General features: G+C 56.1%; 17 protein-coding genes, 2 tRNA genes, 1 other RNA gene, 1 pseudogene and 1 riboswitch. Of the genes and pseudogenes, 7 read left to right on the top strand and 14 right to left on the bottom strand.

The annotated features are described in order from the left end of the window. Window positions 1-20 precede the first annotated feature (20 nt). The 3 genes from galU to rssA all read right to left on the bottom strand — a co-directional run bounded on the left by galU (window position 21) and on the right by rssA (window position 3,135). Entirely contained in the window at window positions 21-929 is a 909-nt protein-coding gene (gene galU, locus WFN87_RS06760; protein ID WP_336982325.1) for a UTP--glucose-1-phosphate uridylyltransferase GalU, read from the bottom strand. A 202-nt stretch (window positions 930-1,131) separates the two neighbouring features. After that, window positions 1,132-2,145 carry a two-component system response regulator RssB gene (gene rssB, locus WFN87_RS06755; protein WP_008454235.1) on the bottom strand — a complete coding sequence of 338 codons (1,014 nt, stop codon included), beginning with the start codon at window positions 2,143-2,145 and terminating at the stop codon, window positions 1,132-1,134. An 81-nt stretch (window positions 2,146-2,226) separates the two neighbouring features. Next, the gene (rssA, locus tag WFN87_RS06750; protein ID WP_336709743.1) at window positions 2,227-3,135 is read right to left on the bottom strand and encodes a patatin-like phospholipase RssA; all 909 of its coding nucleotides are present in this window, start codon (window positions 3,133-3,135) and stop codon (window positions 2,227-2,229) included. Window positions 3,136-3,249: 114 nt separating this feature from the next. Between rssA and WFN87_RS06745 the strand changes: the two genes are divergently transcribed. The 5 genes from WFN87_RS06745 to WFN87_RS06725 all read left to right on the top strand — a co-directional run bounded on the left by WFN87_RS06745 (window position 3,250) and on the right by WFN87_RS06725 (window position 5,138). Continuing rightward, window positions 3,250-3,705 (top strand): YchJ family metal-binding protein, encoded by a 456-nt coding sequence (locus WFN87_RS06745; protein WP_166992025.1) that lies wholly within the window; start codon window positions 3,250-3,252, stop codon window positions 3,703-3,705. Window positions 3,706-3,768: 63 nt separating this feature from the next. Then, window positions 3,769-4,611 (top strand): formyltetrahydrofolate deformylase, encoded by an 843-nt coding sequence (purU, locus tag WFN87_RS06740; protein ID WP_336982326.1) that lies wholly within the window; start codon window positions 3,769-3,771, stop codon window positions 4,609-4,611. Window positions 4,612-4,768: 157 nt separating this feature from the next. Then, a tRNA-Tyr gene (locus WFN87_RS06735) sits at window positions 4,769-4,853 on the top strand. 43 nt (window positions 4,854-4,896) lie between these two features. Continuing rightward, window positions 4,897-5,027, top strand: a non-coding RNA gene (locus WFN87_RS06730) — RtT sRNA. 26 nt (window positions 5,028-5,053) lie between these two features. Next, window positions 5,054-5,138 (top strand) — tRNA-Tyr (locus WFN87_RS06725). Between the two features lie 241 nt (window positions 5,139-5,379). On the opposite strand, the gene crcB is transcribed toward WFN87_RS06725, so the two are convergent. From crcB to WFN87_RS06670, 11 genes and pseudogenes are all read right to left on the bottom strand, one after another. Beyond that, on the bottom strand, window positions 5,380-5,757 hold the full coding sequence (gene crcB / locus WFN87_RS06720) for a fluoride efflux transporter CrcB (RefSeq protein WP_336982327.1): 378 nt from the start codon (window positions 5,755-5,757) through the stop codon (window positions 5,380-5,382). Between the two features lie 54 nt (window positions 5,758-5,811). Then, window positions 5,812-7,101 (bottom strand): phosphopyruvate hydratase, encoded by a 1,290-nt coding sequence (gene eno / locus WFN87_RS06715; RefSeq protein WP_336982328.1) that lies wholly within the window; start codon window positions 7,099-7,101, stop codon window positions 5,812-5,814. A gap of 10 nt (window positions 7,102-7,111) precedes the next feature. After that, window positions 7,112-7,543: a universal stress protein gene (locus tag WFN87_RS06710; protein WP_336982329.1), complete on the bottom strand. Its 432-nt coding sequence runs from the start codon at window positions 7,541-7,543 to the stop codon at window positions 7,112-7,114. Continuing rightward, window positions 7,540-8,451 (bottom strand): DHH family phosphoesterase, encoded by a 912-nt coding sequence (locus tag WFN87_RS06705; protein WP_336982330.1) that lies wholly within the window; start codon window positions 8,449-8,451, stop codon window positions 7,540-7,542. The genes WFN87_RS06710 and WFN87_RS06705 overlap by 4 nt, the downstream gene beginning before the upstream one ends. A gap of 80 nt (window positions 8,452-8,531) precedes the next feature. After that, window positions 8,532-8,602, bottom strand: a riboswitch (Fluoride riboswitch). A 36-nt stretch (window positions 8,603-8,638) separates the two neighbouring features. Further along, window positions 8,639-8,917, bottom strand: a pseudogene (locus WFN87_RS06700) (ArsC/Spx/MgsR family protein); the annotation flags it as partial. 96 nt (window positions 8,918-9,013) lie between these two features. Further along, window positions 9,014-9,355: a metalloregulator ArsR/SmtB family transcription factor gene (locus tag WFN87_RS06695; protein WP_166992013.1), complete on the bottom strand. Its 342-nt coding sequence runs from the start codon at window positions 9,353-9,355 to the stop codon at window positions 9,014-9,016. Between the two features lie 133 nt (window positions 9,356-9,488). Continuing rightward, entirely contained in the window at window positions 9,489-10,166 is a 678-nt protein-coding gene (gene narI / locus WFN87_RS06690) for a respiratory nitrate reductase subunit gamma (RefSeq protein WP_336982331.1), read from the bottom strand. Further along, window positions 10,166-10,870, bottom strand: a complete 705-nt coding sequence (narJ, locus tag WFN87_RS06685) for a nitrate reductase molybdenum cofactor assembly chaperone (RefSeq protein ID WP_008454216.1) — start codon at window positions 10,868-10,870, stop codon at window positions 10,166-10,168. The genes narI and narJ overlap by 1 nt, the downstream gene beginning before the upstream one ends. Beyond that, window positions 10,867-12,405 (bottom strand): nitrate reductase subunit beta, encoded by a 1,539-nt coding sequence (narH, locus tag WFN87_RS06680; protein WP_336982332.1) that lies wholly within the window; start codon window positions 12,403-12,405, stop codon window positions 10,867-10,869. The genes narJ and narH overlap by 4 nt, the downstream gene beginning before the upstream one ends. Continuing rightward, window positions 12,402-16,148, bottom strand: a complete 3,747-nt coding sequence (locus tag WFN87_RS06675; RefSeq protein ID WP_166992010.1) for a nitrate reductase subunit alpha — start codon at window positions 16,146-16,148, stop codon at window positions 12,402-12,404. The genes narH and WFN87_RS06675 overlap by 4 nt, the downstream gene beginning before the upstream one ends. A gap of 347 nt (window positions 16,149-16,495) precedes the next feature. Then, window positions 16,496-17,887 carry a NarK family nitrate/nitrite MFS transporter gene (locus WFN87_RS06670; protein WP_166992007.1) on the bottom strand — a complete coding sequence of 464 codons (1,392 nt, stop codon included), beginning with the start codon at window positions 17,885-17,887 and terminating at the stop codon, window positions 16,496-16,498. A 307-nt stretch (window positions 17,888-18,194) separates the two neighbouring features. Here WFN87_RS06670 and narX point away from each other — a divergent pair, with 307 nt between their 5' ends. After that, on the top strand, window positions 18,195-19,988 hold the full coding sequence (gene narX / locus WFN87_RS06665; RefSeq protein WP_336982333.1) for a nitrate/nitrite two-component system sensor histidine kinase NarX: 1,794 nt from the start codon (window positions 18,195-18,197) through the stop codon (window positions 19,986-19,988). Then, complete coding sequence (narL, locus tag WFN87_RS06660) at window positions 19,985-20,635, top strand: two-component system response regulator NarL (protein ID WP_008454210.1); 651 nt, start codon at window positions 19,985-19,987, stop codon at window positions 20,633-20,635. Before narX ends, narL begins: the two co-directional genes overlap by 4 nt. Window positions 20,636-20,640 lie beyond the last annotated feature (5 nt).

Genomic DNA, 20,640 nt, shown 5'->3' with positions numbered 1-20,640 from the left:
CCATCCTGCGTTGAATTAACTTATTTCTTCGCGCCAACCGTGGCTTCAAGCCAGGTTTTAAAGTCTGCACCCAGCGTGTTATGACGAATACCGTACTCAACAAACGCCTGCATATAGCCCAGCTTGTTGCCGCAGTCGTGGCTCACGCCTTTCATGTGGTAGGCTTCAACGGTCTCTTTTTCCATCAGCATGGCGATAGAATCGGTGAGCTGAATTTCATCCCCGGCACCTGGAGGGGTTTTCGCCAGCAGCGGCCAGATATCCGCGCTCAGCACATAGCGTCCGACAACGGCCAGATTGGATGGCGCAACGTCAGCTTTAGGTTTCTCAACAATCCCGACCATTGGCACGCTGTCGCCCGCAAAAAGCGCAGCACCTTTGCAGTCAACCACGCCATAAGCGGTTACATCCGCAACAGGTTCAACCATGATTTGGCTGTGTCCGGTTTCGTCAAAGCGGCGGATCATTTCGGCCAGGTTGTCCTGAGAAAGGTCGGATTCGAACTCATCCAGAATCACGTCCGGCAGGATCACCGCAACCGGCTCATCACCGACGACAGGATGCGCACACATCACGGCGTGGCCCAGCCCTTTCGCCAGCCCCTGACGCACCTGCATAATGGTGACGTGCGGCGGGCAAATAGACTGCACTTCTTCCAGAAGCTGACGCTTAACGCGCTTCTCAAGCATGGCTTCCAGTTCAAAACTGGTGTCGAAGTGGTTCTCGATGGAATTTTTAGAAGAGTGGGTAACCAGCACAATCTCGGTAATACCGGCAGCGATACACTCATTAACGACATACTGAATCAGCGGTTTATCAACCAGCGGCAGCATCTCTTTTGGAATTGCCTTTGTTGCCGGCAACATACGCGTTCCCAACCCCGCAACCGGGATAACAGCTTTTCTTACTTTAGAATTAATGGCAGCCATTGAAAAAACCTCCAGGACTGTTCAAGTTTCACACTTGTCGTCAATTTAAAAACGCAGTTGAGTATATCAGCTTAAAAACGAAAACCGCCCCCCGTTTACTCCGGCAGCGGCTAATTTAAGACAAATACGATTAGGTTGGTCGCGATATTACCACCGCCCGGGTTCCAGGAAAAAAGCTAAATGTAATCAGTTGTTCCGTTGTTTATTCTGCAGACAACATCAGCCGTAAACGCCCACCGGAGCCCCACACCTGGCATTGCCAGGCTTCGCACCGCTGGCTGATTTGATTGAGGTAGGCATTGCCCAGCGTCCCCAACGGCACGCCGTTGCTGACCTGGATTTGGTGCTCGCCGGTATTTAATGTGGCATTAAGCCCGGCGGAGACCAGAATGAGGTTTTTTAATCCGCTGTGATAATAACCCACAATGAGCGGAAATTGTCCGTTCAGGTTTGCCTGACGCAATAGTTGATTGACCTGTTTTAGTAAATTACCCAGTTCAGGTAAACGCTGGCCCTGATGCGAAAGTTGTTCCTGTAATAATCCGTTGAATAATGCTCTGAGCAACAGCGCGGCTAATACACCGTTATCGCCAGCACGGGTAACGTCTAAACAATAAAAAGCCAGATCATTATCTGAAAGTGGCGCAATATCGAGCACCAGACCAGGCTGATCGACGGCAATTAACTGGCGATAATTTATTCGGCAGCGCGACATAACCTGCTGGACCGGCGGCTGCAGTTCTTGCAGCAGCTTGGATGCAGCCTGAGGATCCCGTGCCAGCGCATCCCAATCCTGAAACAGCCGCTCCTCCTCTTCTACCCGGGAATTAAACATTGTGGGGTAGATACAGGACAATACGGTCTCTTTTAATCGATTAAGATCTTTAATGGGTTTCAGCAACACATCCTGCACACCGAGCCGTAAAGCCTGGGCTATGTCAGACATATTTTCCGTCGCTGAAATAACTAAAATGGGCGTTTGATTACCTTCGTTACGGATGTGCTCCACCAGTTCAAGACCATTCATTCGTGGCATCGCCAGGTCACAAATCAGCAGATCCGGCGTAAATTGCCCCAGCTTCTCAAGCGCATCCATGCCGTCCCAGGCAAGCAGCGTGCCCGCGCCCAGCGACGTCAAATAGCTGTCCAGCAGAGAGCGGAAAACGGGCTCGTCTTCAACAATGAGGATCTGCTTTCCTTCCAGCGGGTAACTCATGCGCTTTCCTCTGCCTGGCAATATTTCAATAGTGGCACGGTATCGCAACGAGCGCCTGTCAGAAACGGGTTAAGTATTAACTTAATCATGAGTACGAACCAGCGGCAGTAGCTCATCCATTTTTTTCTCAACCGCAAGGTAGCCTGCCGCGATAGCTTCGGACGCGCGATGAAAGTCGAGGGTGGAAATTTGCGGGCAAAAGGGCTGCAGCAGAATATCGGGAGGATCGCCCGCCATGCGGTTACGCTTGAGGCGGTTTTCCAGCACCTGAATCGAGGTCGTCATAATTTCCATCGCCGTCGGCGTAACAGTGGCCCGGCGGTGGGTCATTTTTCCCAAACGCTCCCGTAAACGACTGCGCCAGGACGCAGGCTGCGCCAGATTCTCCTCCCCGGCAGGCGTCATATTCACCGACAGCAGATCCTGCTGCATCAGGTGCGCATCGTGCTGCAAGTCCACCGCAATGACGATATCCGCCCCCAGCGCACGAGTGAGCGAGATCGGCACCGGATTGACAATTGCGCCATCCACCAGCCAGTAACCGTTGTGTGCAACGGGAGACAGCAGCCCCGGCATGCTGCAGGAGGCGCGAATAGCCTGATGGAGGTCGCCGTCGGTAAACCACAGCTCTCGCCCGGTACTCAGGTTGGTGGCCACGGCACCAAATCTCATGCCACAGCCCTCAATAGCGGTTTCTGGAATGATTTTGCGAATATTGTTAAACACGCGTTCACCGCGGAGCAGCCCGCCGCGACGCCAGGAAAGATCCATCAGACGCAGGACATCCCAGTAGCTGAATGATCGCACCCATCGCTCCATCACCGGCAACCGCTGGCTGGCACAGGCGGCACCGACCAGCGCGCCGACGGAACACCCTGCCACGATATCAATCTGAATCCCTGCTTTTTTTAACGCATTGATAACGCCAATGTGCGCCCATCCTTTGGCCGCACCCGACCCTAATGCCAGGCCGATCTTTACCTGTCTCATCACGCCTCGGTCAATCTTCCCCGGTAATCACTCCGTGACGCCAACGCCACCGCTCAGTTAACATAAGTGCTGCCGTCGTATTATTGGCGTCGTTTATTTTTTCCTGGAGATATTATGTTGCAACTTTGTCCCTGTGGCAGCGGTTTGGAGTATAGCTTATGTTGCCAGCCTTACCTAAGCGCGGCCCAGCATCCGCAACGCCCGTCACAGCTTATGCGCTCTCGTTACACCGCTTTTGTGAAGCAGGATGCGGATTATCTTGTTGCAAGCTGGCATGAGAGCTGCCGCCGTCCGTCGTTAAAATCAGAAATATCCAGCGGCTTCGGCGACACGGAATGGCTCGGCCTGACGATATATGAAGAAGCCGAAGGCAAAGATGTCAACGAAGGATTTGTCAGCTTTGTGGCCCGTTTTCAGGAAAACGGCAAGCAAAGCGCGATAATCGAACGCTCTCGTTTCGTCAGGGAAAGCGGTCAATGGTACTATATCGACGGCCTCCGCCCGCAGTTCGGTCGTAATGACCCCTGCCCTTGCGGTTCTGGAAAAAAATATAAAAAATGCTGCGGATGATAGCCTTCGCTGCATAACAGCATTATTGTTTCGCAAACACCGTTCAACAGGATTTATCTCTTCATGCAGGCATTACAACGTAAAGTTCTCCGCACAATCTGCCCCGATCAGAAGGGTCTCATCGCGCGAATCACTAACATTTGCTACAAACACGAACTCAATATTGTTCAGAACAACGAATTTGTCGATCATCGTACCGGCCGCTTCTTTATGCGTACCGAGCTTGAAGGCATTTTTAACGACTTCACGCTGATGGCCGACCTGGACAGCGCGCTGCCGGAAGGCTCAATTCGTGAATTGACGCCTGCGGGCCGCCGTCGCATTGTTATTCTGGTCACCAAAGAAGCCCATTGCCTCGGCGATTTGCTGATGAAATCCACCTATGGCGGCCTGGACGTAGAAATCGCTGCCGTCATCGGCAATCACGAAACCCTACGTACCTTAGTGGAGCGTTTCGACATTCCGTTCCAGTTAGTCAGCCACGAAGGGATGACGCGCGAAGAGCACGACATGCAAATGGCCGATGCTATCGAAGCACATAAACCAGACTACGTCGTGCTGGCCAAATACATGCGCGTATTGACGCCTGAGTTTGTCGCCCGCTTCCCGAACCAGATAATCAACATCCATCACTCGTTCCTGCCGGCGTTTATCGGCGCACGCCCTTATCACCAGGCTTACGAACGCGGCGTGAAGATTATCGGCGCCACCGCGCATTATGTTAATGATAATCTGGACGAAGGCCCGATCATCATGCAGGACGTGATCCACGTCGATCACACCTACACCGCCGACGACATGATGCGTGCCGGGCGTGACGTAGAGAAAAATGTGCTAAGCCGGGCGCTCTACGAAGTGCTGGCCCAGCGAGTCTTCGTTTACGGCAACCGTACGATTATTCTCTAATCACTCAGAAAATGAATTGGTTAGCTTTGCGGCGCTCAGCGTAAAAAAGCGGCAAACGATTCATTTTCCTCAAGTGAATGCTTTACAGCGGCGCTTCATTTGATATGATGCGCCCCGCTTCCACAGCGAAGCAGGCCAGTAACAAGCATTACCCCGTGGTGGGGTTCCCGAGCGGCCAAAGGGAGCAGACTGTAAATCTGCCGTCATCGACTTCGAAGGTTCGAATCCTTCCCCCACCACCATTATTCACCACAGTGATGTGGTAATACCGATGAGATGAGACAAAATTTTCGCTTATCGGGAAGGGTGAGAACCTTCGACCAAGGTTCGAATCGAGCGAAAGCGAGATAACGCTGCTAAAGCAGCGGCCCGAAGGGTGAGGAGTGAAGCGACGAATAATCCTTCCCCCACCACCATCTCAAAATTCAAAGCATTAACCCCTGGCGGGGTTCCCGAGCGGCCAAAGGGAGCAGACTGTAAATCTGCCGTCATCGACTTCGAAGGTTCGAATCCTTCCCCCGCCACCATCTTCCAGAACAAATCCCAACTTATGAACTTGCACAATCATCCAGATTACCGTTGGGGAAGGACGAGAAGCTTCGATTAAGGTTCGACTCACGTCAGTGAGAACGCGCTTGTGCGGTCATCCTTCCCCTGCCTCCCTATTCCTGGCACCCGGGCTAATACTCTTATAAAACGCCTTTCTCTGTTGTTCTCTAAGAATAAAAAAGGCGAGCCAAACTCAGGCCCGCCGATTGTACAGCCCGATTACATCACGGCATTTATGACAAAGAAACCGACCGCGGTCATTAACAGTGAACCCAGTACGTGAGCGAAAACGGACGCCATCGCCCAGGCATAATTCCCCCCCTGCAGCAGCGAAAACAGCTCAACAGAGAACGTTGAAAAAGTACTCATGCCGCCGCACAGGCCGGTGGTAATCAACAACTTCCAGCCGGGATCGAGCTGCGGCTGGCGCAGAAAGAAAGCCATCGCGCCACCGATAATCAACCCGGCCAACAGGTTGACCGCCAGCGTACCGAGGGGCAAATGAGGGAAAAGGCCATTCAGACGTAACGCAAGGAGCCAGCGAATAACACACCCAGCCGAGCCGCCAACAATAACTGCAAACAGTGATTTAACCATATTTCCCTCAAAAAGATCTAAACGATACGGTGTTGTTAAATAAGAACTTTGCTTTTAGCTTTTATGAATAAAAGCGCTACGTCCGGCAAAATGTGCATGTGCGCCTAGCGCCTGTTCAATTCGCATCAACTGATTATATTTTTCTACCCTTTCGCCCCGACAAGGCGCGCCGGTTTTCAGGTGCCCCGCACGCAGGGCAACCGTCATGTCCGCAATAAAGCTGTCCGTCGTTTCACCGCTGCGGTGCGAAATAAACGTTCCCCAGCCGTGCTGCTGGCAAAGTGCCACCGCGTCGAAGGTTTCGCTCAGGGTGCCTATCTGGTTCAGCTTGATCAGCGCCGCGTTAGCCAGGTTCTCTTCTATGCCACGTCGGATGTATTTCACGTTAGTCACGAAGAGATCGTCGCCCACCAGCTCGACCCTGTTGCCCAATTTTTGGTTCAGGTGCTTCCAGCCTGCCCAGTCATTCTCGGCCAGCCCATCTTCAAGCAGCACAATAGGAAACTGGCCCCGCAGATCGGCATAATAGCCCGTCATCTCTTCGGCGCTAAGCGTGCTTTTTTCCGTTCTTAGGTGGTATTTACCCTCGGTATAGAATTCGCTGGAAGCGGGATCGATACAGATGCTGATATCTTCCCCTGGCCGGTAGCCCGCTTTCTCAATCGCCTGCACGATAAACTGCAAAGGTTGTTTATTAGAGGACACCGCCGGGGCAAATCCGCCTTCATCACCCACGGCTGTAGAAAGATTGTTATCCAGCAGGATCTGGCGAAGCGCCTGGTAGACTTCGCTCCCCTGGCGCACGGCTTCGGTCAGGCTGGCCGCACCATGTGGCGCAATCATAAACTCCTGAAAATCCGCTCCCTGCCCCCGGGCATGCACCCCGCCGTTAACAATATTCATGCAGGGAACCGGCAGCAGGTTCGCCCTCAGCCCACCGAGATAGCGAAACAGCGGCTGGCCGGCTACCTGAGCTGCAAGCCGCGCGACGGCCAAAGAAACACCGAGAATGGCGTTAGACCCCAACCGTGCCTTGTTTTCCGTGCCGTCCAGCGCCAGCAGAATATCATCCACCCGCCGCTGTTCACGGGCATCAACGCCCACAAGTGCCTGATGAATCTCGGTATTGATCGAATGCACTGCGTTCTGCACCCCCTTACCGTTGTAGCGCTGTTTATCGCCATCCCGTCGCTCTATGGCCTCCCTTGAACCCGTGCTGGCACCGGACGGAACCGAGGCCCGGGCCATAACCCCCTCTGTGGTATAAGCATCAACTTCAACGGTTGGGTTCCCACGAGAATCCAAAATTTCACGAGCAACTATTTTATCCAGCGTAAAATTCATGGTGATTACCTCATTGTTTGCCATCGATATGTTTAATCAGCACGTCAACATTCAGATGATTAACGTATTCCATCGAGTCAGAAGCGATCTGCCCCAGCCAGCGGTTGCGGTGCCCGGCCAGCACCAGGTCCACATCCAGTGAAGAAATGCATTTTTCAACGCCTTCAAAGCGGTTCAACGTCACCAGCTCCCGCGTTTTTACCGGCACGTTGACCGAGTGCACCAGCTCGCTAAACAACGCTTTCGCCTGAATCAGGTCGGCAGAAACGTTGTCATCCATTCGCGCATCGGAGACGTAATTCATCTCCCGGTAGTCTTCGCTGATGTGGACGAGGGTGATTTGGACGGGCAGCGCCCCGGCAAGGCGAGCGGCATGTTGAATCAGCACCTGCCCGTCGGTCTTGCCCTGAATAAGTACGAGAACGTGGGAGTAGAGGTTCATAGCGGGCTCCTGGCGGGATTGAGCTGGCTTTGCAGCCAGGGGAGAAGCTGTTTTTTGCGACTCATCATGCCCGACATCACGCGGGGCTGCGCCCCAGGCATCAATGAAGAGGTGGAGAAATAGAGTTCAGATGCACAAGCATTAATATCGGTCACCATCAACACGACAAGATCGACATCGGCGTCGGCCGCATGCAGATTCATTTCTTCCAGCAGAGCATCCAGTTGAGGAGCAAGTTGCGTTAGAGAGTAGAGTTCCAGCTGCGCAATTTTTAGCCGAACACCGTTGATGTCAAAGCGCTTGAGATCTTTGTGCAGCAGCTCCCTCGCGCTCTGCCCGGCCACAGAGGTCTTGGCCGTGAGCAGGTCGGCAATAAACTCTTCATAATCGATACCGATGCGCCCGGCCAGCTCATCCGCCGCCAGCCTATCCTCAGGTGTGGTCGTGGGCGAACGTAGCGCGACGGTGTCACTGAGCAGCGCGCCCAGGAGCAAAATAGCCTCGCTGGCAGAGATCCCGGCCCGAAGTCGGGCGTCCATAAGCTGCCAGATCACCGTGGCCGTGCTGCCTACGGGTTTGATGCACACCTCCGGCGGCAACCGGGTAATCAGCCCGCCCAAACGGTGATGATCGATGATCCCAACAATATTGCCGGTGATAAGCGAGTCTGGCCCTTGCCCCGGCTCGTTAAAATCCACCAGCCAGATGTCTTTGTTGCTCAGAGAAGACGAGAGAAGCCCGGGCAGAGGAAGAGCGGCACGGGAGAAAATCAGTTCAGTTTCACGGTTAACCTCGCCGCAGCGCCACGCCTGTGCCGTGCGGCCCCGCAGCGTTAACCAGCGAGCAACCATCACGGCGCTGCAAACAGCATCGCTGTCGGGATGAAGGTGACCAATAACATGTATCATGGCTCGAGCCCCGTTAAGGGAAGCATGCAGAGCCGGGGGGTAAACGTTGACCAGCCTGACATGCCTCTTGGATTAAAAGAGTCATACCAGGCGTCATCAGCCTCTGAACGAGGCGGTTGGGGGAAGGTGGAACGCCATCACCTTGCGAAGTATTGTGAACCCTTCCCCTCAGGGTTTCAAGCGGGTTTTACGGTTTCAAGCGCTGGCCCTGCTCATCCACAACCGGCTCGCCGTCCTCTTTACTGAACGCACCCTGCTGCCCTTCAGGCAGGATATCCAGCACGCGTTCCGAAGGGCGGCAAAATCTCGTCCCCCGCTCAGTCACCACAATCGGGCGGTTAATTAACAGCGGGTACTGCACCATCAACTCAATGAGTCGCTCCTCGCTGAATTGCCCTTTCTCCAGCCCTAAAACTTCATAAGGCTCAACGTTTTTGCGCAGCAGTTCACGGGCGCCGATTGCCATGAAGAAATAGCGTTCCTGCTAAAAACATGTTCACTCCCACTTCAGTAAAACAACGCCATCATATCTGAAAAAACGAATGTGTTAAGTTAAATTTTTTTACTGGCAAAGCGCCATAGCCCCACTCGCCTCGATGCGTTTCAAGCGCTCCAGCACTTCATGGCCCTGGCTTTGCCAGGCCTGCTCAATGACCGCCGCCGCCCACGCGGGCATGTGGGGTGAAAGGCGATAATAAACCCATTTCCCCTCTCTTCTGTCCTGCAGCAAACCGCCCTCGCGCAGCATCGCCAAATGCCGGGAGACCTTAGGCTGCGGCAGATCCAGCACAGCAGTTAGTTCGCAGACGCAAAGCTCGCTTTTCGCTCTTAGCAGCAGAGTGATAGCCAGCCGGGTTTCTTCCGACAAATGTTTAAAAAGCTGTAAAGGCGCCAGGGCAGTCATGGTGAGATCTCTTGAATAAACGCTGCCATAGTAAAGCTCTCGGCGTTAAAGTCAACGTTCATATCCGAAAAAACGAATTTGTTTATTGTGTAAAAAGCCCGGCATATACCGGGCTTGTGATCGTTCATGCAGACTAGCGGCGAGCGCGAACAATCTGGTATTTGCGTGTCAGGTATTCCACCGGCGCGCTCCAGATATGCACGAGGCGCGAGAACGGGAACAGCAGGAACAGCGTCATGCCCAGCACCAGATGAACGCGGAAAATAAACGCCACGCCGTCGAGGTAGTCAGATGCGCCACCGCGGAAGGTGACCACGTGCTGCGCCCAGTTCACCAGCTTCATCATTTCGCTGCCGTCCATATGCTGGGCGGAGAACGGAATAGTGCCGAGGCCCAGCGCACACTGGAGCATCAGCAGGCTAAGGATCAGGATATCGGCCCCAGTGGTGGTGGCGCGCACGCGTGGGCTGAACAGGCGACGCTTCAGCAGCAGCAGGCCGCCCACCAGCGTCATCACGCCGCTGGCTCCCCCGGCAAACATGGCCATTTTCTGTTTAATTTCTAGCGGCAAAAACGCCTCGTACATCCAGTGCGGCGTCAGCATGCCAAGGAAGTGTCCGGCAAAGATCCCAAGAATACCGAAATGAAACAGGTTTGAGGCCAGGTTCATGCCCTTGCGATCCAGCATCTGGCTGGACGCTGCACGCCAGGTGTACTGCCCGTAGTCATAGCGCAGCCAGCTGCCAATCAGGAACACGGCACCGCAAAGGTACGGATAGATATCAAAGAAGAAGACGTTGAGAAAATACATTATTTCCCTCCTGCTATATTCAGGTACTGCGGAGCCACCGCCCCGGCAAAACGGCGCTGGTGTGCGGTAATGTCGGTCTCTCCGCAGCTGTCATCGGCCATGAATTTCACCTGCTCCTCTTCCCACACCGCATCCAGCGCCTGAGGCGTGTCGTCGCGCGCTTCGTTGGCAATTTGCTGGCGGACCGTTTCGACGCTGACGTCGCTTTCAGCCAGAGCAATCAGCAGGTCGAAGAGTAGCGCATAGTCGCTCTCACGCTGTTTCAGACGCGCGCTGAGCAAAGCCAGGATCGGCGCGATGTCCTGCAGCCCGCCCTGCGCTTCTGCCCGCGTGCGCTGGGACAGGTATTCCAGATAAAGCGGCAGATGGTCCGGCAGCTCGCGGCTGTCAATTTCCAGCCCGGCCTGTTGATACTGGTTCATCAGGTTAACCATCGCCTGGCCCCGATCGCGCGATTCACCGTGAACGTGCTCGAAGAGCAACAGCGAAGTGGCTCTGCCCCGGTCGAATAGCTCGCTGTAGCTGGATTGCGCGTCCAGCAGCTCCCGCTGACAGAGTGAGTCGATAAACCCATCCAGACTGGCGCGCTGCATTTTCGTCAATGTCTCGCTTTGGGCCAGCGCCTCATGCAGCTCCTGATGATGCTGCCACAGGGCAGCATCCGGGTACTCCAGCAGGCGGGAGATAATCAGTAGTTCAATCATGGATGCGGCTCCGTTTTGCTCGAGACGTCGATAGCGTCAATCCGACGGCTGTTGAACAGATTGAATTTGGTGTCGCTGCCGTGACAGCCGTCGCCAAAGCTAAAGCCGCAGCCGCTATGCTCAGGGAAAGAGTCCTCGGCCAGTTCGCGATGGCTGGTCGGCACCACAAAACGATCTTCGTAGTTAGCGATAGCCAGGTAGCGGTACATCTCCTGCGCCTGAGCTTCGGTTAGCCCCACCTCTTCCAGCGCGCGCGTGTCGATCACGCCTTCAACAGTTTCAGCACGTTTGTAGTGACGCATCGCCATCATGCGCTTCAGCGCCCGCAGCACCGGCGCGGTGTCCCCGGCGGTCAGCAGGTTGGCCAGGTACTCCACCGGAATACGCAGGCTTTCGACATCAGGCAGAATACCTGTGTGCGGCAGCTGGCCCGCATCGCTCGCGGACTGAATCGGCGACAGCGGCGGCACGTACCAGACCATCGGCAGCGTGCGATATTCCGGGTGCAGCGGCAGAGCCAGCTTCCAGTCCATCGCCATTTTGTACACCGGCGACTGCTGAGCCGCCGTAATCACTCCCTGCGGGATACCGTCTTTCAGCGCTTGCGCAATGACCGCCGGATCGTTCGGATCCAGGAATACGTCCAGCTGACGCTGATACAGATCTTTCTCGTTTTCCGTGCTGGCCGCCTGCTCAATCGCATCGGCGTCATACAGCAGCACGCCGAGGTAGCGAATACGTCCGACGCAGGTTTCTGAGCAAACCGTCGGCATCCCCGCTTCAATGCGCGGGTAGCAGAAGATGCACTTCTCGGACTTGCCACTTTTCCAGTTGAAGTAGATTTTTTTGTACGGGCAGCCGGTGATGCACATCCGCCAGCCGCGGCATTTATCCTGATCAATCAGCACAATGCCGTCTTCTTCGCGCTTGTAGATGGCCCCGCTCGGACAGGTGGCGACGCAGGCCGGGTTCAGGCAGTGCTCGCACAGGCGCGGCAGGTACATCATGAAGGTGTTTTCGAACTGGCCGTACATCGCCTTTTGCATATTGACGAAGTTCTGGTCCTGCGCGCGTTTTTCAAATTCGCCGCCAAGCAGCTCTTCCCAGTTCGGGCCAGCTTCGATTTTGTTCATCCGCTGGCCGGTAATCAGCGAGCGAGGCCGGGCCACGGGCTGCGCTTTGCTGCCCTCCGGCGCGGTGTGCAGGTTCTGGTAGTCGTAGTCAAACGGCTCGTAATAATCATCGATCCCCGGTAAATGCGGGTTAGCGAATATTTTACCCAGCAGCATCGCGCGGTTGCCCATGCGGGGCTGCAGCTTGCCGTTGATTTTGCGGATCCAGCCCCCCTTCCATTTGTCCTGGTTTTCCCAGTCGTTTGGGTAGCCCAGGCCAGGCTTGGTTTCCACGTTGTTAAACCACGCGTATTCCGTTCCTTCGCGGCTGGTCCAGACGTTTTTGCAGGTCACCGAGCAGGTATGGCAGCCGATGCATTTGTCCAGATTCAGCACCATGCCAATTTGTGAACGAATTTTCATTTTACGCTCTCCTGTACCTGGTCATTGCCTTCGCCGTCTAACCAGTTAATCTCTTTCATTTTGCGAACCACCACGAACTCATCGCGGTTAGAGCCGACCGTGCCGTAATAGTTAAAGCTGTAGGCCAGCTGGGCGTAGCCGCCAATCATGTGGGTTGGCTTCAGCGTGATGCGGGTCACCGAGTTATGAATGCCGCCGCGCTGGCCGGTGATTTCAGAGCCCGGCAGGTTCATGATGCGTTCCTGCGCGTGGTACATCATCGTCATCCCGGCCGGAACGCGCTGGCTCACTACCGCGCGCGCCGTCAGCGCCCCGTTTTTGTTAAACACTTCAACCCAGTCGTTATCGGCGATGCCGATTTCTTTGGCGTCTGCTTCACACAGCCAGATAATTGGCCCCCCGCGCCCCAGCGTCAGCATCAACAGGTTGTCGCTGTAGGTGGAGTGGATGCCCCACTTCTGATGCGGGGTCAGGAAGTTAAGCGCTTTTTCCGGGTTGCCGTTAGACTTGTGGCCCATCATGCCGTCCACGGAACGGGTATCAATCGGCGGACGGTACACCACGAGGCTCTCGCCAAAGTCGCGCATCCACTGGTGATCCTGATAAAGCTGCTGGCGCCCAGACAGGGTGCGCCACGGGATCAGCTCGTGCACGTTGGTATAGCCCGCGTTATAAGAGACATGTTCGTCCTCCAGGCCGGACCAGGTCGGGCTGGAGATGATTTTGCGCGGCTGAACCTGAATGTCGCGAAAGCGAATCTTCTCTTCTTCTTTCGGCAATGCGAGGTGCGTGTGATCGCGACCGGTAAATTCACCGAGCGCGGCCCAGGCTTTCACCGCCACCTGGCCGTTGGTTTCCGGCGCCAGGCTGAGCACAACCTCGGCGGCATCAATGGCCGTGTTGATCATAGGCTGACCTTTCGCCGGGCCGTCGGTCTTCACGTAGTTGAGCTTGCGCAGGAACTCGACTTCTTTTTCGGTATTCCAGCTAATGCCTTTCCCGCCGTTGCCCATTTTCTCCAACAGCGGTCCGACGGAGGTAAAGCGTTCGTACGTCGCCGGATAGTCGCGTTCAACGGCAATAATGTGCGGCGCGGTTTTGCCTGGGATTAGGTCACATTCGCCTTTCTTCCAGTCCATGACGCCATACGGCTGAGCCAGTTCGGCGGCCGAGTCGTGCTGAATCGGCAGCGTCACAACATCGGTCTCTTTACCGAGGTGGCCAACGCAAACTTCGGAGAACTTCTTCGCGATGCTTTTGTAGATTTCCCAGTCGCTTTTCGATTCCCAGCAAGGATCCACGGCGGCGGAGAACGGGTGAATAAACGGATGCATATCCGAAGTGTTCAGATCTTCTTTCTCATACCAGGTGGCGGTCGGCAGCACAATGTCGGAATACAGGCAGGTGCTCGACAGGCGGAAGTCCAGGGTGACCACCAGATCCAGCTTGCCGTCCAGGCCGTTATCGACCCATTCCACCTCCTCCGGCATGAGCCCGCCTTCCTGGCCCAGATCTTTCCCCTGAATGCCGTGCTCGGTGCCCAGCAGGTATTTGAGCATAAATTCATGCCCCTTCCCGGAAGAGCCCAGAAGGTTAGAACGCCAGATAAACATGTTGCGCGGGTGGTTATAGCCGGAGTCCGGCTGCTCCGCCGCAAAGCGGATGCCGCCGGATTTAAGTTGTTCAACGGTGTAATCCACCGGCGACATTCCGGCCTCTTTCGCCCGGTCAGCAATGCGCAGCGGGTTAGTGCCAAGCTGCGGTGCAGACGGCAGCCAGCCCATGCGTTCGGCGCGCACGTTGAAGTCGATCAGGTGGCCGGTGTAGCGGGACTTATCCGCCAGCGGCGACAGGAACTCATCCGCCGTCACCGTCTCATAGCGCCACTGGCTGGAGTGGTTATAGAAGTAGGAGGTGCTGTTCATGTGGCGCGGCGGGCGCTGCCAGTCGAGGGCAAACGCCAGCGGCATCCAGCCGGTCTGCGGACGCAGTTTTTCCTGACCGACGTAGTGGCCCCAGCCGCCGCCGCTCTGCCCGATACTGCCGCAGAAGATCAGCATATTGATAAGCCCGCGGTAGGCCATATCCATATGGAACCAGTGGTTCACGCCTGCGCCAACGATAATCATCGAGCGGCCGTGGGTTTTGTCCGCGTTATCCGCGAACTCACGGGCAATGCGCACGATATCCTGGCGAGGCACACCGGTGATCTGCTCGGCCCAGGCTGGTGTATAAGCCTTCATTTCATCGTAGCTGCTGGCGCAGTTATCATCGTTCAGGCCGCGATCCAGACCGTAGTTAGCCAGGGTGAGATCGTAGACCGTTGCCACCAGCACGCTTGAGCCGTCCGCCAGCTGCAGGCGTTTAACCGGCAGCTTATGCAGCAGTACGTCTTTCAGTTTGACGTTGTCGAAATGCTCGGTGCTCTCACCGCCAAAGTACGGGAACCCCACCTCGGCAACTTCATCGTGGCTGCCCAGCAGGCTCAGGCGCAGCGCGGTTTCTTCCCCGGTGCTGCCGTCACGCTGCTCGAGGTTCCACTTGCCTTTTTCACCCCAGCGGAAGCCAATGGACCCGTTAGGTGCAACCAGCTCGCCGGACTGATCAGCCAGCGCCACGGTTTTCCACTGCGGATTATTTTCCTGGCCGAGACTGTCGACCAGGTCTGCCGCACGCAGCAAATTCGCCGGGGCATAGAAGCCGTCACGGGCTTCCAGCGTCACCAGCATCGGCATATCGGTGTAGCGACGAACGTAGTCGGTGAAGTACTGGCTTGGTTTGTCGAGATGGAATTCCCGCAGCATAACGTGGCCCATTGCCATCGCCATCGCGGCATCCGTCCCCTGCTTCGGCGCCAGCCACTGGTCGCACAGCTTGGAGATTTCCGCATAGTCCGGCGTGACGGCAACCGTTTTGGTGCCTTTGTAGCGGACTTCGGTGAAGAAGTGGGCGTCCGGGGTACGCGTCTGCGGGACGTTAGAGCCCCAGGCGATGATGTAACCGGCGTTGTACCAGTCCGCGGACTCCGGTACGTCAGTCTGCTCGCCCCAGGTTTGCGGAGACGCTGGCGGCAGGTCGCAGTACCAGTCGTAGAAGCTCATGCAGGTGCCGCCGATAAGCGACAGATAGCGGGTGCCTGCGGCGTAAGAAACCATCGACATGGCCGGGATCGGCGAGAAGCCGGTGATGCGGTCCGGGCCGTAGGTTTTTGCGGTATAGACGTTCGCCGCCGCGATCAGCTCGTTAACCTCTTCCCAGGTCGAACGAACAAATCCCCCGCGGCCACGCGCCTGTTTGTAACTTTTGGCTTTGTCGGGATCGTTAATGATCGATGCCCAGGCTTCAACCGGATCGTTATGCTGCGTTTTCGCTTCGCGCCACAGCTTGATCAGACGTTTACGCATCTGCGGGTACTTCAAACGGTTGGCGCTGTAGAGATACCATGAGTAGCTTGCCCCGCGCGGGCAGCCGCGAGGTTCGTGGTTCGGCATATCCGGACGGGTACGCGGGTAGTCCGTTTGCTGGGTTTCCCAGGTCACCAGGCCGCTTTTGACATAAATCTTCCAGCTGCAGGAGCCGGTACAGTTCACGCCGTGCGTGGAGCGCACCACTTTGTCATGCTGCCAGCGCTGGCGATACCCTTCTTCCCAGTCGCGATTGGTATCGAGTAGCTGGCCGTGTCCATTGGCGAAGGTTTCTCCCTTCTGCCTGAAATAACGAAACCGGTCGAGGAACTTGCTCATCGGGATACTCCTGATGTGGAGCCTGGTGGCTCTTCTGGTGAAATCGACATTGCTTGATGCCCGAGACGGTAACGCCTCGAAAGCTGGGGATTTTTGATAACGATCAACTGCTTCTGGTGTGGTTTTTGGGCGCCCGGCGGCCACTACCACCAAAGTGTAAGATCTTAAGAATCACTAACTAACTGAATATAAATACAAAAAAATCAAAACCTATCGGGTAAGGGGTAGCTGCAAGCCGGGTTTGGGTATTAAGGGGTAGGCGGCGAATTAACCAGCGCTGAAAACGTAACGGGCAAAAAAAAGCGCGGACGAAGCCGCGCAAAGGGATAACCAAAAAGGTCAATGCATTAGCGAGAGGATTTCCGGCCATAAACGGCCCAGGTAATAACCACACACACAATGTAAAAGACGAGGAACAGCTTCATCGCCCCGGCAGGCGAGCCGGTCAACGCCAGGGAAGTGCCGAAGGCTTTAGGGATAAAGAACCCCCCGATGGCGCCAATGGCCGAAATAAAGCCCAGCGCTGCGGCGGTATCCGTGGCAGCCTCGCGCAGGGCGACTTCATCGCTGCCACCGGCGGCTTTTACTCTGTCCATTGTCAGCTTACGGAAAATCACGGAAATCATCTGGAAGGTCGAGCCACTGCCCAGCCCCGCCGTCAGGAACAGCATCAGGAACACCCCAAAGAAGGCGATGAAGTTCCCACCCTGTCCGTTCGTTGGCAGCGTGGTGAACAGCAGCGCGCTGAAAATGGCCATCAGCATGAAGTTATACAGCGAAACTCGGGTGCCGCCCCAGCGGTCGGAAATCGCCCCACCTGCAGAACGTGCCAGGGCGCCAAACAGCGGGCCAAAGAAGGCAAAATGCAGAATGTTGACGTCCGGGAACTGGGTTTTAGACAGCATCGCAAACCCGGCAGAAAAGCCGATGAACGAGCCAAATGTCGCCAGGTAGAGCAGCCCCAGAATCCAGAGATGGCCGCGCTTAAGCACCGGCAACTGCTCACGCAGGGAGGCTTTCGACGCCGAGAGATCGTTCATTCCGAACCAGGCCGCTAAGGTGAATACCGCCAGAAACGGCACCCAGATCCACGCGGCATTTTCCAGGAACAGCATCGTGCCGTCGCCCTGTGCCACGCCTTTGCCGCCAAAAATGGCAAACATCGACAGGGAGATAGCCAGCGGGGCCACCAGCTGCATCACGCTCACGCCCATATTCCCCAGCCCGCCGTTAATCCCCAGCGCGCCGCCCTGCTTTGCCTTCGGGAAGAAGAAGCTGATGTTTGCCATGCTGGAGGCAAAGTTCGCCCCGGCAAAGCCGCACAGCAGAGAGATACAGATGAAGGTGTTAAACGAGGTGCTGGTATCCTGCACGGCAAAGCCCAGCCAGACGCATGGAATAATCAAGATCCCCGTGCTGAACGCCGTCCAGCGGCGGCCGCCAAAGACCGGCACCATGAACGAATACGGGACGCGCAGCAGCGCGCCGGAAACGGAAGGTAACGCCGTGAGCATAAACAGCTGATCGGTGGTGAAGGTAAAGCCGACCTTATTCAAATTCACCGCCACCGCGCTGAACAGCATCCAGACGCAGAAGGCCAGCAGCAGGCTTGGGACGGAAATCCACAGGTTGCGGCTGGCGATCCGATGACCTTTTTGCTGCCAGAACTGCGGATCTTCCGGCCGCCAGTCGGTAATCAGTGCGCCCGACGGCTTCTCGGGAACGGGAGACTGTGACATAAACACCTCATTTCGTGTGAGTAAATGCCGCAACCTTAGGGTTCCTGTGTCGAGATTAGTTGATGTAAATCAAGGGATAATCTATCTCTCCGGCGGGCAAAAAAGCCCCCTCATTCTTTGTGAGTAATCTTCTGGCAAAAAAATAACGTGATTTATCACACCCCTGCGGGACTTGCTGCTGACCGCTCCCATTGCCCTGCCACCTCTGGCAATTTGGGGGTAATCCTTTGGAGGTATGGGTATACTCCAGCTGTTGACTGAAAATAGCGCCACTCGTCACCTTTCCCACTCAGGAGCCCGTTTGCCAATGCTAAAACGCCTGTTTTCTCCCCTTTCGCTGGTCAATCAGCTCGCGCTGGTTGTCATGCTGCTGGCGATGTTAAGCGTGGTGGGAATGGCGATGGCCGGCTGGCTGGCCCAGGGGATTTCGGGCAATGCCCACGCGATCAACAAAACGGGCTCCATGCGCATGCAGAGCTACCGCCTGCTGGCAGCCATTCCGCTGACGGAGCAGGACAAGATGCTGCTGCGAGAAATGGAGCAAACCACATGGAGCGACGATCTCCGCCTTGCCGCCGAGCGCGACGGGCAGCAGTCCAGGCTTCAACAGCTACAAGATTACTGGCGCAGCACGCTTGAACCCGCGCTGATTGCCGCCCAAACGCCGCAGCAGGTGAAACCCGCCGTCGCCCATTTTGTCGCCAGCATTGATGAACTGGTCAGCTCCTTCGACCGCACCACCGAGATGCGTCTGCATCACGTGATTTTGCTGCAGCAGGGTATGGCGGTGTTACTCGGGCTGTTGATCGTCTTTACCCTGATTTGGTTACGCAAAAGATTACTCCGCCCGTGGCGTCAGCTACTGGCGATGGCCACCGCCATTGGTCAGCGAGACTTCACCCAACGGGTGAATTTTCGCGGCCGCGACGAAATGGCCACGCTTGGGAGCGCGCTAAACAGCATGTCCAGCGAACTGGCGCAAAGCTACGCCGTGCTCGAGCGGCGGGTCCGGGAGAAAACAGCCGGGCTTGAGCAAAAAAACCAGATGCTCACCTTCCTCTACGAGGCTAACCGCCGCCTGCACGCGCAGGCTCCGCTGTGCCAGCGTATTTCCCCCGTACTGAGCGAACTTCAGGTTTTAACGCCGCTGCTGGGCATCGTGCTCCGGGTGTACGAGTACGAAGATGAAGAGAATTATCAGGAATACACGTTCCAGCCGGACGCGCACTGCGATGCCCGGGGCTGCCAGCTGTGCCCGGATGCCGGGGCAGCGCTACCGCAGGACACCACGACGCTGAAATGGCGCCTCACCGATAACCATCTTCATTACGGTCTGGTGCTGGCCCAGCTTCCGTTGGGCAAAACGCTGACCGAAGACCAGCTGCAGCTTATTGCCACGCTAATGGAGCAGCTCACAGCCACGCTCGCCATGGAGCGTCAGTATGAACACCAGCAGCAGTTAGTGGTGATGGAGGAGCGATCTGCCATTGCCAGGGAATTGCATGACTCCATCGCCCAGTCGCTTTCCTGTATGAAGATGCAGGTCAGCTGCCTGCAAATGCAGGGCAAAACGCTGCCGGAGGAGAGTCGGACGCTGCTGGAGCAAATACGCGGCGAGTTGAACACCTCCTGGCGGCAGCTGAGAGAATTGCTGACCACCTTCCGCCTTAAGCTCACCGAGCCTGGTTTGCGCCCGGCGCTTGAGGCCAGTTGCCAGGAGTTCAGCGACAAACTTGGCTTCCCGGTGGGGCTGGACTACCAGCTCCCGCCGCGCTTAGTGCCTTCTCATCAGGCCATTCATTTGGTGCAGATTGCGCGTGAGGCACTGAACAACAGCCTGAAACACGCGGAAGCCAGCGCCTGCGGTATCAGCGTTACCCGCCACGGAAATCAGGTACGCCTTGCGGTGTGGGACAACGGGCGCGGTATTTCCGGCAGCGGCGAGCGCAGCAACCATTACGGCCTTATTATCATGCGCGACCGCGCCCAAACCTTGCAGGGTGACTGCCAGGTTCGCCCCCGTCCCTGTGGCGGCACCGAAGTGGTCGTCAATTTTATCCCCGAAGCACCGCTTTCTTCCGTAATAAGGAGCGAAGAATGAGTCATCAGGAAGCAGCAACCATTTTGCTGATAGACGATCATCCCATGATGCGTACCGGCGTTAAGCAGCTGATCAGCATGGCGCCAGAGCTGGCCGTCGTCGGAGAGGCCGGCAGCGGCGAACAGGGCGTGCAGCTTGCCGAAGCGCTCGATCCAGACCTGATCCTGCTCGACCTGAACATGCCGGGCATGAACGGGCTGGAAACGCTCGACTGCCTGCGTGAAAAAGCACTGTCAGGACGCATTGTGGTGTTTACCGTTTCGAACCATGAAGAAGATGTGGTCACCGCCCTTAAGCGCGGTGCGGATGGCTATTTGCTGAAAGACATGGAGCCGGAAGATTTGCTCAAAGCCCTGCAGCAGGCCGCAGCGGGAGAAATGGTACTTAGCGAAGCGCTGACCCCGGTGTTGGCGGCCAGCCTGCGGGCCAACCGTGCAACCTCAGACCGTGACGTCAATCAGCTTACTCCGCGGGAACGCGATATCCTGAAGCTGATAGCCCAGGGGCTGCCGAACAAGATGATCGCCCGTCGCCTGGACATCACCGAAAGTACGGTGAAAGTGCACGTCAAACATCTGCTGAAGAAAATGAAGCTCAAGTCCCGAGTGGAAGCGGCCGTTTGGGTTCACCAGGATCGTATTTTTTAGCGCCG

Origin of the sequence: Cedecea sp. AS113, from assembly GCF_037152415.1 — a bacterium.
Lineage (GTDB): Bacteria > Pseudomonadota > Gammaproteobacteria > Enterobacterales > Enterobacteriaceae > Cedecea.
The sequence above is the reverse complement of the archived record's forward strand: the minus strand, read 5'-3'. Positions and strand labels throughout refer to the sequence as shown.

Coding starts and splice junctions, on each gene's coding strand:
- galU (WP_336982325.1), bottom strand. CDS start 929: ATGGCTGCCATTAATTCTAAAGTAAGAAAAGCTGTTATCCCGGTTGCG.
- rssB (WP_008454235.1), bottom strand. CDS start 2,145: ATGAGTTACCCGCTGGAAGGAAAGCAGATCCTCATTGTTGAAGACGAG.
- rssA (WP_336709743.1), bottom strand. CDS start 3,135: ATGAGACAGGTAAAGATCGGCCTGGCATTAGGGTCGGGTGCGGCCAAA.
- WFN87_RS06745 (WP_166992025.1), top strand. CDS start 3,250: ATGTTGCAACTTTGTCCCTGTGGCAGCGGTTTGGAGTATAGCTTATGT.
- purU (WP_336982326.1), top strand. CDS start 3,769: ATGCAGGCATTACAACGTAAAGTTCTCCGCACAATCTGCCCCGATCAG.
- crcB (WP_336982327.1), bottom strand. CDS start 5,757: ATGGTTAAATCACTGTTTGCAGTTATTGTTGGCGGCTCGGCTGGGTGT.
- eno (WP_336982328.1), bottom strand. CDS start 7,101: ATGAATTTTACGCTGGATAAAATAGTTGCTCGTGAAATTTTGGATTCT.
- WFN87_RS06710 (WP_336982329.1), bottom strand. CDS start 7,543: ATGAACCTCTACTCCCACGTTCTCGTACTTATTCAGGGCAAGACCGAC.
- WFN87_RS06705 (WP_336982330.1), bottom strand. CDS start 8,451: ATGATACATGTTATTGGTCACCTTCATCCCGACAGCGATGCTGTTTGC.
- WFN87_RS06695 (WP_166992013.1), bottom strand. CDS start 9,355: ATGACTGCCCTGGCGCCTTTACAGCTTTTTAAACATTTGTCGGAAGAA.
- narI (WP_336982331.1), bottom strand. CDS start 10,166: ATGTATTTTCTCAACGTCTTCTTCTTTGATATCTATCCGTACCTTTGC.
- narJ (WP_008454216.1), bottom strand. CDS start 10,870: ATGATTGAACTACTGATTATCTCCCGCCTGCTGGAGTACCCGGATGCT.
- narH (WP_336982332.1), bottom strand. CDS start 12,405: ATGAAAATTCGTTCACAAATTGGCATGGTGCTGAATCTGGACAAATGC.
- WFN87_RS06675 (WP_166992010.1), bottom strand. CDS start 16,148: ATGAGCAAGTTCCTCGACCGGTTTCGTTATTTCAGGCAGAAGGGAGAA.
- WFN87_RS06670 (WP_166992007.1), bottom strand. CDS start 17,887: ATGTCACAGTCTCCCGTTCCCGAGAAGCCGTCGGGCGCACTGATTACC.
- narX (WP_336982333.1), top strand. CDS start 18,195: ATGCTAAAACGCCTGTTTTCTCCCCTTTCGCTGGTCAATCAGCTCGCG.
- narL (WP_008454210.1), top strand. CDS start 19,985: ATGAGTCATCAGGAAGCAGCAACCATTTTGCTGATAGACGATCATCCC.